Source organism: Stenotrophomonas sp. 704A1 (assembly GCF_030549525.1).
Taxonomy (GTDB): Bacteria; Pseudomonadota; Gammaproteobacteria; order Xanthomonadales; family Xanthomonadaceae; genus Stenotrophomonas; species Stenotrophomonas tuberculopleuritidis.
This window is the reverse complement of sequence record NZ_CP130831.1, coordinates 572939-587421: the sequence shown is the minus strand read 5'-3', so window position 1 is coordinate 587421 and position 14483 is coordinate 572939. Positions and strand designations below refer to the sequence as shown.

The following is a 14483-nucleotide window of genomic DNA, read 5'->3' as shown; positions in this document are numbered from 1 at the left end:
CAGCGCGGCCTTAACGAGCTTTGACGCGGATAAACCGGAATTCAGTCGCGATCTACGGCGATCCGGCGGTTACTGCACGCGCCGGCGCAGGTAGTTCAGCAGATCGATGCGGGTGATCAGGCCGAGGAAGGCATCGCCGTCCATCACGATCGCCACCTGGCCGCGGTCGAACACCGGCAGCAGGGCCTCGATCGGCGACTTCACGTCCAGCCGGTCCAGCTTGCTGACCATCGCGGTGGCAACGGTGTCGCGGAAACGCGCTTCATCGCCGTAGACATGCAGCAGCACGTCGCTTTCATCGACGATGCCGACCAGCTGCTCACCGTCCATCACCGGCAGCTGCGACACGTCATACAGCTTCATCCGCTGGTAGGCGGTGGTCAGCAGGTCGTTGGGGCCGATCACCACGGTGTCGCGCTGGCCGTACGGGCGCAGGATCAGGTCACGCAGGTCGCCGTGCTGCGGGCGCTGCAGGAAGCCGTTGTCCAGCATCCAGTAGTCGTTGTACATCTTCGACAGGTACTTGTTGCCGGTGTCGCAGACCAGCACCAGCACCTTCTTCGGCGTGGTCTGCTCCTTGCAGTACTTCAGTGCCGCCGCCAGCAGGGTGCCGGTGGAGGAACCGCCGAGGATGCCTTCCTTGCCCAGCAGCTCGCGCGCGGTATGGAAGCTCTCCGCGTCGGTGATGGCATAGGCCTTGGTGACACGGCTGAAATCGGAAATCGACGGCAGGAAGTCCTCGCCGATGCCTTCCACCAGCCAGCTGCCCGACTTGTCGTTGAGCACGCCGTCATTGATGTACTCGGCCAGGATCGAGCCGACCGGATCAGCCAGGACCAGTTCGGTATTGGGCGACAGGGTGGCGAACGCGCGCGACAGGCCGGTCATGGTGCCGGAGCTGCCGCAGCCGAACACGATGGCGTCCAGCTCGCCGCCCATCTGCTCGAGGATCTCCGGGCCGGTACCGAATTCATGCGCGGCCGGATTGTCCGGGTTGCCGAACTGGTTGATGAAGTAGGCGCCCGGGGTCTGCTCGGCGATGGTCTTGGCCAGGTCCTGGTAGTACTCCGGATGCCCCTTGGCCACGTCCGAGCGGGTCAGGCGCACTTCGGCACCCATCGCCTTCAGGTTGAAGATCTTCTCCCGGCTCATCTTGTCCGGAACCACCAGGATCAGCTTGTAGCCCTTCTGCTGGGCCACCAGCGCCAGACCCAGGCCGGTGTTGCCGGCGGTGCCCTCCACCAGCGTCGCACCCGGCTTCAGGTCCCCACGCTTCTCCGCCGCCTCGATCATCGACAGGCCGATGCGGTCCTTGATCGATCCGCCCGGGTTGGCGCTTTCGAGCTTCAGGTAGAGCTCGCAGACACCGGCGTCCAGGCGCTGGGCCTTGACGATCGGGGTCTGGCCAATGAGTTCGAGGACGGAAGAATGGATGGGCATCGGGGACTTTCGGTTCGCGCCACGCAGGGCCGGACAGATGATTATCCGACGGATGGCGGCGAAAGTCAGGCCGGTTCGATGGCCAGGCAGCGGCCCGGGAGAAAAAGGTGCGGACGGCCCCGGATCGACGAGGAGACCAGTACCGCCCGCACCGGTGGACGTGTCCAGGCCGCATGGCCTGCAGGCCAAGGCACCACCGCATGTGGTGCCTTGGCGCGGCGGCCGCTATCGGTACCGCCGCGTGGCCAGGGCAGGTGCGCCTGGCGGGGCCATCGTTGGCCGGGTCATGCCGCTCCGGGCATGACAGCGTGCGTCAATGCGTGGGGGACGTCGTGGCGAGCGGTGTTTCGTACATTCGCAGAAGACGTTGCTTGGCCAGCAGCTTCTCACGCTTCATGCGACCCAGGGTGACATCATCGATCGGGAGTACACCCAGCTCCGCGTCCATGCACTTCTTGTTCAACTTGCGGTGCTGGTCATGGAGTGCCCGGAACTCCGGATCGCGCGCGCGGCGGGCGTCGATCTCGCTCTGGGGCTGATCTTCAAACATGATGGACCTCCTTCGACAGATACACGAACGCCCCGGCCGCAAGGCACGGGGCGTTGTTCATGGAGGAGCGCCGGTCGATGACCGCCTGGGTGCCCACAACGACCTGCAGCACTGGCCTGCGCATGTCGGTCTGCTGCGGTTCGCGCCCTGCGTGCATCGGCCCGGCCCTCCCATCGTCCGGTCCGCGGCATTGCGTCCCGGACGATTGACCCTACGCTTGCTCCGGGCGGGGTTCAAGCCCCTGCGACAGGAAACACCGAACCCCGCCGGGGCGGGGTTCAGGCTGAATACTCAACGCAACGAAAAACAAACAAATTCAAGCAATTACGGTGCGATGACGACCTCGGCCGAGCGGGCACGGGTGGACGCCGCCTTCTTGCCGCTGAGCTGGATACGGCTGCTGGCGACACCGGCCGATACCAGGGCATCCCGCAGGGCTTCGGCACGCTTCTGGCCCACGCCATTGGCGCTGTCATAGGCCTCGATGCGGATCCGCCCCTTCTTGCCGATGTTCAGGTACTCGGCCAGCGCCTTGGCCTGGTTGCGGGCGCCACCGGACAGGCTGGCGGCCCCTGCGGCGAAGGCATCGCCGGCGAAGGTGAAGACTTCGCCGCGGCCGTCGAACTTCGAGCCCGGCAGCTTCTGCCCCGATACCAGCTCGGCTTCCTCGCGGGCCAGCTTGGCCGCATTCTGCTGGGCCGCGCTGAGCCGCTGCTGCTGCTTGCCGGCCACGCTGGTCAGGGCGTTCTCGGCGTCCTGGCGGGCCAGGGTCTCGGCCTCGGCGGCCAGGCGCAGGCGCTCAGCCTCTTCGGCCTGCATCTGGGCCTGCATGCGCAGCTGCTCGGCTTCCTGGCGGGCACGGGCGGCGTCGCGGCGACTGGCTTCGATCAGCAGGTCGCTGCGGGTGCGCTCCAGGCGGTCGACCTCGCGCGCGGCCAGCGCCGCACGCACCGCGGTTTCGGCGATTTCGACCCGGCGCTCGGCCAGGTAGGTCGCCAGTTCCTGGTCGCGGCGCTTGGCCTTGTCAAGGGTGGCGATGGCCTGCTGCGCCTGCATGCGCTCGAAGGCGCCCAGCTCGGCGGTGTCCGGATTGGCCTGGATCGCCTGCAGGCGCTGGCTCAGCTGCCCGACCATCGGATTGTCGGCGGCCGCGGCCAGCGCCGGCAGCGCCAGCAGCACGGCCAGGGTTGCGACGGAAAGCGTCTTCATCGGCGGTCCTCTCCGGTCGACAGCTGGCGCTGCAGCTGGTTGACCTCGTTGCGGCGCAGCTGCAGCTGGGCCGTGGCGGTAGCTTCCTCGCTGCGGGCGCGGGCCAGGTCGGCGTCGGCGGCTGCGCGCAGCGCCATCGCCGGCGCGTTCTTGCGCTCGCGGCGGTCGCCCGCGGCCCGCTGGGCCTGCTCCAGGCCCTGGCGGGCCAGCCCGATCAGGTCCGGGGCGTACTGGTCGGCGTCGGCCTGGGTGGCCTTGTCCACCGCCTGCCGGGCCTGCGCCAGTTCCAGCGCGCCGTCCTGCGCCCAGGCAGGAGCAGACAGTGCGAATGCAAACGCCATCACATACAGGCTGTGGCGCATTCGTGCGAAGCTAAGTCGTTTCATTGGGGAGGCCGTACCGGTTGTCGGTTCACGGCCATTGTCGTCAAGCCGGTACCGTGCTTGCAACGGGCGCCGGCAGTTTCGTTGGGGAAAATTCGCGATGGATATCGGCTACTTCCTGAAGCTGATGACCGAAAAGAACGCTTCGGACATGTTCTTGACCACCGGCGCGCCGGTCTACATCAAGATCGAGGGCAAGCTGTATCCGCTCGGCAACACCGGCCTGCCGCCCGGCATGGTCAAGAAGATCGCCTATTCGCTGATGGACGAGGGCCAGGTGCCCCAGTTCGAACGCGACCTGGAGCTCAACATGGCCATCGCCCTGGCAGACGCCGGGCGCTTCCGCGTCAACGTGTTCAAGCAGCGCGGCGAAGTCGGCATGGTCATCCGCGCCATCCGCAGCCGGATTCCGAGCATCGAAGAGCTCAACCTGCCGCAGGTGCTGAAGGACGTCATCATGACCCCGCGCGGGCTGGTACTGGTGGTGGGGTCCACCGGTTCCGGCAAGTCGACCTCGCTGGCGTCGATGATCGACCACCGCAACAGCACCACCACCGGGCACATCCTCACCATCGAGGACCCGATCGAGTACCTGCACAAGCACAAGATGTCCATCGTCAACCAGCGCGAGGTGGGGCTGGACACCCATGCGTTCCACAATGCGCTGAAGAACGCGATGCGCGAGGCGCCGGATGTGATCCTGATCGGCGAGATCCTGGACGCCGAGACGATGGAGGCAGCCATCGCCTTCGCCGAGACCGGGCACCTGTGCCTGGCCACGCTGCACTCCAACAACGCCGACCAGACCATCGAGCGCATCCTCAACTTCTTCCCGGAAAGCGCGCACAAGAACGTGCTGATGAACCTGGCACTGAACCTGCGCGCGGTGATCAGCCAGCGCCTGGTGAAGAACAAGGAAGGGCGCCGCCTGCCGGCCACCGAGGTGCTGATCAACACGCCGATGATCCGCGACCTGCTGCGCCGCGGGCAGGTGCACGAGATCAAGGCAGCGATGGAGGCGTCGCTGGAAGAAGGCATGGAGAGCTTCGACCAGTGCCTGTTCCGGTTGGCCAAGAACGGCACCATCGAGCAGGAGGAAGCGCTGCGCGCGGCCGACTCGCGCGACGGCCTGGCGTTGAAGTTCCGGTTGTCCGAGGGCGGCAGCGGCGAGCATGACCCGTACGCCGACTTCTCGGCCGGGCAGCCGACGATCACCCACGGCTTCTGACGGCGCGCGCGCCGGTCATGGACCGGCGCTACCGGACGCGCGGGGACAGCGCCGGGCCATGCCCGGCGGGATCCTGAAGGGTTAAGGGGCTGTCTCATCCAATGAGACCCCCTGTCCGTAGGTTTCCTCAATGGAAACCATCCGCAAGCTGGCCATTCTGGCCGATGCCGCCAAATACGACGCCTCCTGCGCCTCCAGCGGTGCGGGCAAGCGTGATTCGCGCGCCAGTGGCGGTATCGGCAGCACCGAGGGCATGGGCATCTGCCACAGCTACACGCCCGATGGCCGCTGCGTTTCCCTGCTGAAGATCCTGCTGACCAACTTCTGCGTCTACGACTGCGCGTACTGCGTCAACCGTGTGTCCAGCAACGTGCCGCGCGCCCGCTTCAGCGTGGACGAGGTGGTGGCGCTCACCCTGGATTTCTACAAGCGCAACTACATCGAAGGCCTGTTCCTTTCCAGCGGGATCATCCGCAATGCCGACTACACCATGGAACAGATGGTGGAGGTGGCGCGGCAGCTGCGAGAGGACCATCGCTTCGCCGGCTACATCCACCTCAAGACCATTCCCGAGGCCTCGCCGGAACTGTTGGCCAGTGCCGGGCGCCATGCCGACCGCCTGTCGATCAACGTGGAACTGCCCACCGAGGCCGGGCTGAGCGCATTGGCACCGGAGAAGACCGTGCAGTCCATCCGCGGCGCGATGGGCGAGCTGCGCTGGCGCATCGAAGAAGCCAAGGAAGCGCGCAAGGCACCGCCCGTGGTCGCGCCGACAGCCACCCGCAGCGCACGCCCGCGCCCTCCCCGCTTCGCTCCGGCCGGGCAGAGCACGCAGATGATCGTCGGCGCCGACGGTGCCAACGACCGGCAGATCCTGGCCAGCGCCGATGCGCTGTACGGCAACTACCGCATGCGCCGGGTCTACTACTCGGCCTTCAGCCCCATTCCCGATGCCAGCCGGCAGCTGCCGCTGCAGCCGCCGCCGCTGCAGCGCGAGCACCGCCTGTACCAGGCCGACTGGCTGCTGCGCTTCTATGGCTACGGCGTGGAAGAAATCACCGATACCACCCGGGACGGCATGCTGGACCTGGACATCGACCCGAAGATGGCCTGGGCAATCCGCCACCCGGAGCGCTTCCCCGTGGACCTCAACCGCGCGCCGAAGGAACTGCTGCTGCGCGTTCCCGGCCTGGGCGTGCGCAACGTCAAGCGTGTCCTGATGGCACGCCGCCACGGTCGCCTGCGGGTGGCCGACGTGGCGCGCCTGAAGGCGCCGTTGAGCAAGCTGCTGCCGTTCGTGCTGCTGGCCGACCACCACCCGCGCAGGGCGCTGGACGACCCGGCAGCGCTGCGCGCGCAGCTCGCTCCGCCACCACGACAGGGCTCGTTGTTCGATGCAGCGCCGGCAGCCTGACGCGCAGCGCTGGTCGCTGCGGGTGGATCCCCCGACCTCGCTGGACGCCTGGCGGCATGCTGCGCGCGAAGCGCTGCTGCGCGGCGTCGCGCCGGAACAGCTGGACTGGCTGGAGGGCAGCGAAGCGTCCCTGCTGGATGCGCCGGCCGTGCAGCAGGCGCCCCTGCCCGCCGGCGCCAGCGTTCCCAACGTGCCGCGCGACTTCCTCGAACTGGCCGCGACCTGCCTGTGCCACCGCCAGCCGCAGCGCCTGGCCCTGCTGTACCGGCTGCTGTGGCGCATCGCCCACGGCGAGCGCGGCGTGCTGTCCAATCCGGCGGATGCCGACGTGCTGCGGGCGATGGCGATGGCCCAGGCGGTGCGCCGCGACACCCACAAGATGAAAGCCTTCGTGCGCTTCCGGGAAGTGCCCGGCCAGGTCGACGCGTTCATCGCCTGGTTCGAGCCGGACCACCACATCGTCGAGCGGGTCGCGCCGTTCTTCGCACGCCGCTTCGCCGGCATGCGCTGGGCCATCCTTACCCCCGCGCGCAGCGTGTACTGGGATGGCCAGGCGCTGGCCTTCGGGCCGGGCGGTCGGCGCGATGACGCCCCGGCCGAGGATGCGCGCGAATCGCTGTGGCAGACCTACTACGCCAGCATCTTCAACCCGGCGCGGTTGAACACGCGGATGATGCTGCAGGAGATGCCGGCCCGGTACTGGCGCCACCTGCCCGAGGCGCAGCTGCTGCCTGCCCTGGTACGCGATGCGGGGGACCGCGTGCAGGAAATGCACGACCGGCCTGCGCAGGCGCCACAGCGGAAGATTCCGCAGCGCCAGGCGCTGGCACCGTCCGCTTCCAGCGCCGACAGCCTGGGCGCGCTGCGCGCCCAGGCCGCCGGCTGCCGCCAGTGCCCGCTGTGGGAACCGGCCACCCAGGTGGTGTTCGGCCGGGGCCCGGCCGATGCGCGCGTGATGGTGATCGGCGAACAACCCGGCGATACCGAGGATCTGTGTGGCCGTCCGTTCGCGGGCCCGGCAGGCCAACTGCTGGACCGCGCGCTGGCCGAGCTCGGCATCGACCGCGGCACGCTGTACCTGACCAACGCGGTGAAGCACTTCCACCACGAACGACGCGGCAAGGTACGCCTGCACAAGCGCCCGGAAAGCCGGCACGTGCACGCCTGCCGGCCGTGGCTGCTGGGCGAGATCGCACGCGTGCGGCCGCAGGTGATCGTCTGCCTGGGCGCGACCGCGGCCGCCTCGGTGTTCGGCGCGGGCTTCCAGCTGTCACGCGACCGCGGGCGCTGGCACACGCTGGAAGACGGCACCCGTGGCTATGCCACCGTGCATCCAGCCTGGGTGCTGCGGCAGGGCGACGACGCCCGGCGTGAGGAGGCCTACCGGCTGTTCCGCGATGACCTGCGTCGCTTGCGGGCCGACGATGCGGAATCCGCCGGGCATGTCCCGGCGCTACCACCGACGTCCGAGCGCTAGCGCCGGGCCCGGCGAGCGCGGCGGCCCATCAGGCGGCGTCGGGCTGGTTTTCCGGGCGGGCGCCGTCGAAGGCGTCCAGTGCCTGGCAGGCCGCTTCGATGCGGCGCAGGGTCGGGTACGGCGCCAGGTCCAGGCCGAAGCGGTGCGCGTTGTACAGCTGCGGCAGCAGACAGATGTCGGCCAGTCCAGGGCGGTCGCCGTGGCAGAACAGGCCGGTATCCGCACTGGCCGTGAGCATCGCTTCCATCGCCGCGAAGCCCTCGGCCATCCAGTGCAGGGTCCAGTGCATGCGCGCATCGGCGGGCAGCTGCAGCTCCCGCTCGAGGTACTGCATCACCCGCAGGTTGTTGATTGGGTGGATGTCACAGGCCACCAGCTGGGCCAGCGCGCGTACCCGCGCGCGCCCTGCCGCATCGGCAGGCAGCAGCGGGGCCTGCGGAAAGCGTTCCTCCAGGTATTCCAGGATCGCCAGCGACTGGGTCAGCGTATGCCCGTCATGCAGCAGCGTGGGCACCAGCTGCTGCGGATTGAGCGTGCGGTAGGCATCGTCGTGCTGCTCGCCGCCGTCGCGCACCAGGTGCACCGGCCGCGCCTCCCAGGCCAGGTCTTTCAGGGCCAGGCCGATGCGCACGCGGTAGGCAGCGCTGGAGCGCCAGTAGGTGTACAGCACGATGCCGTCGTCGACCGGGATCTCCATCGCCGTCTCCCTGCTCAGGACCTGGCCGCCTGTTCGATGCGCTGTTCGATCGCACCGAAGATGCTGTTGCCGGCAGCGTCGAGCATCTCGATACGCACCACATCGCCGAAGGACATGAACGGCGTGCTCGGCTTGCCGTCGCGGAGGGTTTCCACCACGCGCTGCTCGGCGAAGCAGGATGCGCCCTTGCTGGTGTCTTCGTTGGCGATGGTGCCCGAGCCGACGATGGTGCCGGCACCGAGCGGACGGGTCCTGGCCGCGTGTGCGACCAGCTGCGCGAAGTTGAACTGCATGTCCACGCCGGCTTCGGGGGCGCCGAACCACTGCCCGTTGATGTGGGTCAGCAGCGGCAGGTGGACCTTGCTGTCCTGCCAGGCATCCCCCAGCTCATCAGGGGTGACGAACACCGGCGACAGCGCCGAGCGCGGCTTGGACTGCAGGAAACCGAAGCCCTTGGCCAGTTCGCCGGGAATCAGGTTGCGCAGTGATACGTCGTTGACCAGGCCGATCAGCTGGATGTGGCCGGCGGCCTGTTCGGCGCTGGCAGCCATCGGCACGTCGTCGGTGATCACCACCAGCTCCGCTTCCAGGTCGATGCCGTACTCCTCGCTGACCACCCGCACCGCGTCGCGCGGGCCGTAGAAGCCGGCGCTGGTGGCCTGGTACATCAGCGGATCGGTATAGAAGCTCTCCGGCACCTCGGCGCCACGGGCCCGGCGCACGCGCTCGACGTGCGGCAGGTAGGCGCTGCCATCGACGAACTCATAGGCGCGCGGCAACGGTGCAGCCAGTGCCTGCGGGTCCATATCGAAGACGCCGTCGGCATCGCCGGCGTTCAGTGAATCGGACAGGGCGTTCAGGCGCGGCGCGACATGGCTCCAGTCTTCCAGGGCCTGCTGCAGGGTCGCGGCGATGCCGGTGGCGCGAACGCCGTGGCGCAGGTCGCGCGAGACGACGATCAAGGTGCCGTCGCGGCCGCCTTCCTTCAAAGAACCAAGCTTCATGGGGTGTGTCCGGAGTCGTGGGCAAACAAGTTTCAAGTGTAATCAAATGCGCGGCGGCGCCAAGCTGCAGCGCGGCATCGGCCCACCCTACCGCAGGAGGGGGTTCGCAGGGCTTGCAGCCCTGCACCTGCTCTTCAAGCCAAAGCCAAAGCCAAAGCCAAAGCAACAGCAACAGCCGGCTCTGGGTTGTCTGTGAGTTGGGCGGGGCGGTGTGGGTGGGCAGGACACGCCGTAAACCCATCCATGGGGGCTCGATGGCGCCATCCATGGCGCCAACGGTCCTGTCCACCCACACCGCCCCACCCCCGGCAGTTTCCCGATGACGGATTGAACATCCGCATCATTCATCGTCGAAATCCGTCAAACAACGAGATAAATCGAATGAGATCTGACAGATCGCGGAAAACTGTCGAAGGCGGGGTGGGTCCGGTTGAGGGGGCGTGAGCGGCAGGGATGCCGCGACCGAGCCTACATGGACGTATTTACGGCGTCCCCCTCAGCCGGACCCACCCCGCCACCCCTCAGGACACCAGCTTTGGACGTTGACGTTGCTTCGGCCTCTGCAGGTGCAGGGCGCAGCCCTGCAGAGACCCCCCCAACCTGAACAGGCCTTTTTGCGTGAAGTCTCAAACATCGTTTAGACTTGCAGGGTCTGCAGCGGCCGTCCGTTTCCCTCCGGGATCGCCGGCGTCCGGGGTCCGCCCCGTCGCCCGCCCCCACTCCGACGCCGTTCGTCACGCATTCCAGCCTGCGCTCCGCGTCGGCTGCACCCAATTCTCGCAGCGCGGTTCACGGGAACGCTCCGAGTCAGCCGATCAGTGTGATCTGCCCCCGTCTGTCCGTTCGGACAGGCGTCAACTGTACTTGGAGCAATCTCGATGTCTTTTGAATCCCTGGGCCTTGCGCCCTTCCTGCTGCGTGCGCTCGCCGAGCAGGGCTACGAAACCCCCACCCCGATCCAGCAGCAGGCGATTCCGCTGGTGCTGGCCGGGCGCGACCTGCTGGCCGGCGCACAGACCGGTACCGGCAAGACCGCGGCGTTCGGCCTGCCGCTGCTGCAGCACCTGGGCACCGCTTCGCAGGAAGTGCGCTCCGGCCCGCGCAAGCCGCGCGCCTTAATCCTGGCCCCGACCCGCGAGCTGGCCACCCAGGTGCATGACAGCCTGCGCGGCTACAGCAAGTACCTGCGCATCCCCAGCGCCTGCATCTACGGCGGCGTCGGCATGGGCAACCAGCTGGACATCCTGCGCCGTGGCGTGGACCTGCTGGTGGCCTGCCCGGGCCGCCTGATCGACCACCTGGAGCGTCGCAGCATCGACCTGTCCGGCATTGAACTGCTGGTGCTGGACGAAGCCGACCGCATGCTCGACATGGGCTTCCTGCCGTCGATCAAGCGCATCCTGGCCAAGCTGCCCAAGCAGAACCGGCAGACCCTGCTGTTCTCGGCCACCTTCGAGGACAACATCCGCCAGCTGGCGCTGGAGTTCATGCGCAACCCGGAGCAGATCCAGGTCACGCCGAAGAACACCGTCGCCGAGACCATCACCCACCGCGTGCATCCGGTCGATGGCGGCCGCAAGCGCGACCTGCTGCTGCACCTGCTGGCGCAGGACAGCCGTGAGCAGACCCTGGTGTTCGCCCGCACCAAGCACGGCAGCGACAAGCTGGCCGCGTTCCTGGAGAAGTCCGGCATCAAGACCGCGGCGATCCACGGCAACAAGAGCCAGGGCCAGCGCCTGCGTGCGCTGGGCGACTTCAAGGCCGGCCGGGTGACCGTGCTGGTCGCCACCGACATCGCCGCGCGCGGTATCGACATCAACGAACTGCCGAAGGTGATCAACTTCGATCTGCCGATGGTGGCCGAGGACTACGTGCACCGCATCGGCCGCACCGGCCGCAACGGCGCCACCGGCCAGGCGATCTCGCTGGTCGCGCAGGATGAAGTGAAGCTGCTGCGGGCGATCGTGCGCCTGCTCGGCCGTGACATGGACATCCGCGATGTGCCGGGCTTCGAGCTGCAGGTGCCGATCCGCTGGGGCAACAGCGCGCCGGGCAAGGCCGAGGCCGATACCGGTGAGCGCGCACCGCGCAAGACCCACGCCCGCCGTCCGCACGGCGATGCACCGCGCCATGCGCATGCCGGTCCGAAGAAGTCCGGCGGCGGTCGTCGCGAAGGCGGCGGCAATGGCCAGCAGCGTGCTGGCGCCGGCCAGGGCCAGCGTCGCGGCGGCGGCGGCAATGGTGGCGGCCGTGGCCGCGGCCAGGGTGGCAACGGCGGCGGTCGCGCCGGCTGATTGCTGCTGGCAGGGATGGCGCTTCCCGCAGTGCGGGGGCTATCGGGGGACGGCGCTGACGCGCCGTCCCTTTTTTGTTGCTGGCTGCCCGGAGAATTCCAGAGCCTGCGGTAGGTCGTGCGGGAGCGGTGGGGAGCGGGGGAACTCCCCCACACGTGTCATCCAAGGCACCAAACGCCTCAACCCCGCGCTTTCGCCGGATTCACCAGATTCCCGAAGAAGATCGCGTTGATCAGCAGGCGATCGGTCCCGTGCCAGTACTTGCGATGTGCCGGGTCATCGGCGAACAGGATCACGTTGCCCTGCCCCTGCGCCGACACCAGCAGCCACGCACTGCCCGCCACCCGGTCGCGGTTGCGCTCGGACAGGTACCCGTTCACCCGCGGCGTGGTGTCGATCCGCACCACCGTGGAGAACGCATTCGAACTCGGCTGCAGCGTCACCGTGTTCTCCTTGTTGATCGCCAGCTGCCGGCGTGGCACGCCGAATGCCAAGGGATGGGTGGTGTCCACATCGGCGCTGAGGATGTTGCCGCTGACCCGTTCGATCGCCGCGATGTCACGCTGGTCGCCGAACGCACGACGCGCCGCGCCGCTGGCCTGTTCGTCCTTGCCCAGCGTCTCGCCCTCGGCCAGCTTCTGCTCGATCGCCCACTTGGAGGCACTGCCGTAGGTCAGCAGCGAGCCGCCAGCCTGCACCCAGCGCTTCAGTGCGGCCACGGCAGCCGCGTCCACATGGGTATAGGTGCCACCAGCCAGCACGAGGGTGGTGTAGCGATCCAACGGCAGCGTGCCCAACTGCTGCGGGTCCAGCTTGCTGGCCGGCAACCGCAGCTGCTGGTCCAGCAGGAACCAGGCAGACCCGATCTCGGTCGCTGACACGCCCTCCCCCATCACCAGGGCCACCGTCGGCCTGCGCAGTGCCTTGACACCATCGCTGCCCAGATCGATGCCTTCCTGGCTGCGCCCGCTGGACAGCGCATGCACCTGTACGCCGGCATCGCGTGCCGCGCGGGATACCGCCTCGAGCAGAGCATCGCCGTGCAGCGGCTGCCCTGCGACGGGCACCACGATGCTGCCAGCGGCAAAGGTGGTCCCGCCCTGCGCGGTGCTGGCAGTGAACGCCTGGAACGCGGCACGCGTGGAGAGCCCTTTGGCCTGCAGCGCCGCCAGCGCGCGGCCAGCGTTGTAGTCGCGCCAGTCGATCACATACGCAAAGCCAGCCTGGCCGCCGGCCACGCCGCCCTGCAGCGGCGGCAGCCCGGCGACCCGTGCGCCGCCGTCGATCCGGCCGCGACTGCCGGCGAACGCCACGCCATAGGCCGGCGCGATCGCGTAGCTGGTGCTGCCGTAGAACACGTCGCCCTTGATCGGCGGCGTCTCGGCGAAGATCGAATGCACCAGCCGGAACTGCGCCTGCTGCACCGGCACCACATAGGCCGTGCCGGCAGTGAAGTGCTGGCCCTCCACCGTGATGTCGCGGTCCAGCGCGCGCACCTCGATCCGGTGCAGCAGCAGTAGCTCCAGCAGGCGCCGGGTCAATGCCGGATCGTGCGCATCGCCGAACACGAAGCTTTTCACCGGCTGCTGTGCTGCCTGCTTCAGCGCGCTCTGGAAGAACTGCTTCTGCAGATCGAACAGGCCGTTGCGCTCGCTCACCGCACCGCGCACCGTGCCCAGGCCGGTGGCCACCTGGTTGCGGATGGTGAAGGGGAAGGTCAGCAGGCCGTTGACCGACTCCTGCACGCGGCCACGCGAACTGGCCTGTTCAACGGTGACGCCGACCGCGCCGTGGAAATCAGGGTAGGTAGAGCCGTACACCGGCGAGAAATTGTCGAAATTCTCACCGGTGTAGTACAGCGAACCCAGCGCATCGAGCGCCTGCGCGTGGTAGCGGGCCAGGGTCTTGTTGAACTCGTACGATGCCACCGGAACCAACGGGCTGTGCATGCTCTTCGGCGAGGGTTCGAAGTAGTACGTGCTGTCCTTGCCCATCTCGTGGAAATCGATCTGTACGTTCGGGTACCACTGGTGGAAGACCTCGAGCTTCGGCCGCGACTCCTGCTGGGTCAGTGCCAGCCAGTCGCGGTTGAGATCGGTGAAGTAGTGGTTGGTACGACCCTGCGGGAAGGGTTCGACGTGTTCCTTGTCGGCCGGATCGGCCGACGCCGGATCGGACGCCCAGGCGTTGTGCCAGTTGGCGGCACGATCACGGCCATCGGGATTCTGCGCCGGGTCGAACAGCACCACCGCCTGCTGCAGCCATTGCCGGGTTTCGGCGCTGCGGTTGGCCACCAGGTAGTAGGCGGTGAGCATCGCCGCTTCCGCGCTGGAGGTTTCGTTGCCGTGCACGCTGTAGCCCAGCCACACCACCACCGGGCTGTCGGCGGCGGCGCTGCGCGGCTGCGCCGGATCGACCAGGGTGGCATGCTGCTGGCGGATCTGCTGCAGCCGCGCGTGGTTGCTGGCGGCGGTGACGGTGGCGATCAGCAGCGGTCGGCCTTCATAGCTGCGCCCGATCTCCTGCACGCGGATCGTGTCCGAGTGCCGGGCCAGTTCCTGGAAATAGGCCACCAGCTGGTCATGCCGGGTATAGCGGCTGCCGATCGGGTAACCGAGAAACTGCTCGGGCGTGGGAATGGCGGCATCGAACGCGGCGGCCTCGGTGGCCTGCGGAAAGAAGTATGCACTCTGGGCCTGCGCCGGCGGCGGCGAGGCCAGGGCAGTGGCGGCGACCAGCAGCAGCGGTAGAACGGCACGGCGGTGAAAGGACACGGTGACTCCCCGG

11 protein-coding genes are annotated in these 14483 nt (G+C 68.0%); 4 read left to right on the top strand and 7 right to left on the bottom strand.

Annotated features, from left to right (window positions below):
• Window positions 1-69 precede the first annotated feature (69 nt).
• From Q5Z10_RS02685 to Q5Z10_RS02670, 4 genes are all read right to left on the bottom strand, one after another.
• Window positions 70-1440 carry a pyridoxal-phosphate dependent enzyme gene (locus tag Q5Z10_RS02685; RefSeq protein ID WP_303637812.1) on the bottom strand — a complete coding sequence of 457 codons (1371 nt, stop codon included), beginning with the start codon at window positions 1438-1440 and terminating at the stop codon, window positions 70-72.
• Window positions 1441-1753: 313 nt separating this feature from the next.
• Window positions 1754-1990: an HP1242/YdcH family protein gene (locus Q5Z10_RS02680; protein ID WP_079220527.1), complete on the bottom strand. Its 237-nt coding sequence runs from the start codon at window positions 1988-1990 to the stop codon at window positions 1754-1756.
• A 324-nt stretch (window positions 1991-2314) separates the two neighbouring features.
• Complete coding sequence (locus Q5Z10_RS02675; RefSeq protein ID WP_303637811.1) at window positions 2315-3199, bottom strand: OmpA family protein; 885 nt, start codon at window positions 3197-3199, stop codon at window positions 2315-2317.
• Window positions 3196-3561 carry a DUF4398 domain-containing protein gene (locus tag Q5Z10_RS02670; RefSeq protein WP_303637810.1) on the bottom strand — a complete coding sequence of 122 codons (366 nt, stop codon included), beginning with the start codon at window positions 3559-3561 and terminating at the stop codon, window positions 3196-3198. The genes Q5Z10_RS02675 and Q5Z10_RS02670 overlap by 4 nt, the downstream gene beginning before the upstream one ends.
• Window positions 3562-3682: 121 nt before the next feature.
• Between Q5Z10_RS02670 and Q5Z10_RS02665 the strand changes: the two genes are divergently transcribed.
• The 3 genes from Q5Z10_RS02665 (at window position 3683) to Q5Z10_RS02655 (ending at window position 7701) form a co-directional block, all read left to right on the top strand.
• Complete coding sequence (locus Q5Z10_RS02665; RefSeq protein ID WP_303637809.1) at window positions 3683-4810, top strand: PilT/PilU family type 4a pilus ATPase; 1128 nt, start codon at window positions 3683-3685, stop codon at window positions 4808-4810.
• Window positions 4811-4940: 130 nt separating this feature from the next.
• Window positions 4941-6224 carry a putative DNA modification/repair radical SAM protein gene (locus Q5Z10_RS02660; RefSeq protein WP_303637808.1) on the top strand — a complete coding sequence of 428 codons (1284 nt, stop codon included), beginning with the start codon at window positions 4941-4943 and terminating at the stop codon, window positions 6222-6224.
• Window positions 6205-7701 (top strand): UdgX family uracil-DNA binding protein, encoded by a 1497-nt coding sequence (locus Q5Z10_RS02655; RefSeq protein WP_303637807.1) that lies wholly within the window; start codon window positions 6205-6207, stop codon window positions 7699-7701. The genes Q5Z10_RS02660 and Q5Z10_RS02655 overlap by 20 nt, the downstream gene beginning before the upstream one ends.
• Window positions 7702-7729: 28 nt before the next feature.
• Here Q5Z10_RS02655 and maiA read toward each other — a convergent pair whose 3' ends face one another.
• Both maiA and Q5Z10_RS02645 read right to left on the bottom strand, forming a co-directional pair.
• Window positions 7730-8398: a maleylacetoacetate isomerase gene (gene maiA, locus Q5Z10_RS02650; protein WP_303637806.1), complete on the bottom strand. Its 669-nt coding sequence runs from the start codon at window positions 8396-8398 to the stop codon at window positions 7730-7732.
• A gap of 14 nt (window positions 8399-8412) precedes the next feature.
• Window positions 8413-9402, bottom strand: a complete 990-nt coding sequence (locus Q5Z10_RS02645; RefSeq protein ID WP_303637805.1) for a fumarylacetoacetate hydrolase family protein — start codon at window positions 9400-9402, stop codon at window positions 8413-8415.
• An 878-nt stretch (window positions 9403-10280) separates the two neighbouring features.
• On the opposite strand from Q5Z10_RS02645, the gene Q5Z10_RS02640 reads away from it, so the two are divergent.
• Window positions 10281-11696: a DEAD/DEAH box helicase gene (locus Q5Z10_RS02640; RefSeq protein WP_303637804.1), complete on the top strand. Its 1416-nt coding sequence runs from the start codon at window positions 10281-10283 to the stop codon at window positions 11694-11696.
• Between the two features lie 179 nt (window positions 11697-11875).
• On the opposite strand, the gene Q5Z10_RS02635 is transcribed toward Q5Z10_RS02640, so the two are convergent.
• On the bottom strand, window positions 11876-14470 hold the full coding sequence (locus tag Q5Z10_RS02635; RefSeq protein WP_303637803.1) for a M14 family zinc carboxypeptidase: 2595 nt from the start codon (window positions 14468-14470) through the stop codon (window positions 11876-11878).
• Window positions 14471-14483: the final 13 nt, after the last annotated feature.

Excerpts from the sequence above, each read along its gene's own strand:
- Q5Z10_RS02645 (WP_303637805.1), bottom strand. The coding sequence starts at position 9,402 with ATGAAGCTTGGTTCTTTGAAGGAAGGCGGCCGCGACGGCACCTTGATC.
- Q5Z10_RS02640 (WP_303637804.1), top strand. The coding sequence starts at position 10,281 with ATGTCTTTTGAATCCCTGGGCCTTGCGCCCTTCCTGCTGCGTGCGCTC.
- Q5Z10_RS02680 (WP_079220527.1), bottom strand. The coding sequence starts at position 1,990 with ATGTTTGAAGATCAGCCCCAGAGCGAGATCGACGCCCGCCGCGCGCGC.
- Q5Z10_RS02685 (WP_303637812.1), bottom strand. The coding sequence starts at position 1,440 with ATGCCCATCCATTCTTCCGTCCTCGAACTCATTGGCCAGACCCCGATC.
- maiA (WP_303637806.1), bottom strand. The coding sequence starts at position 8,398 with ATGGAGATCCCGGTCGACGACGGCATCGTGCTGTACACCTACTGGCGC.
- Q5Z10_RS02665 (WP_303637809.1), top strand. The coding sequence starts at position 3,683 with ATGGATATCGGCTACTTCCTGAAGCTGATGACCGAAAAGAACGCTTCG.
- Q5Z10_RS02675 (WP_303637811.1), bottom strand. The coding sequence starts at position 3,199 with ATGAAGACGCTTTCCGTCGCAACCCTGGCCGTGCTGCTGGCGCTGCCG.
- Q5Z10_RS02660 (WP_303637808.1), top strand. The coding sequence starts at position 4,941 with ATGGAAACCATCCGCAAGCTGGCCATTCTGGCCGATGCCGCCAAATAC.
- Q5Z10_RS02670 (WP_303637810.1), bottom strand. The coding sequence starts at position 3,561 with ATGCGCCACAGCCTGTATGTGATGGCGTTTGCATTCGCACTGTCTGCT.
- Q5Z10_RS02655 (WP_303637807.1), top strand. The coding sequence starts at position 6,205 with ATGCAGCGCCGGCAGCCTGACGCGCAGCGCTGGTCGCTGCGGGTGGAT.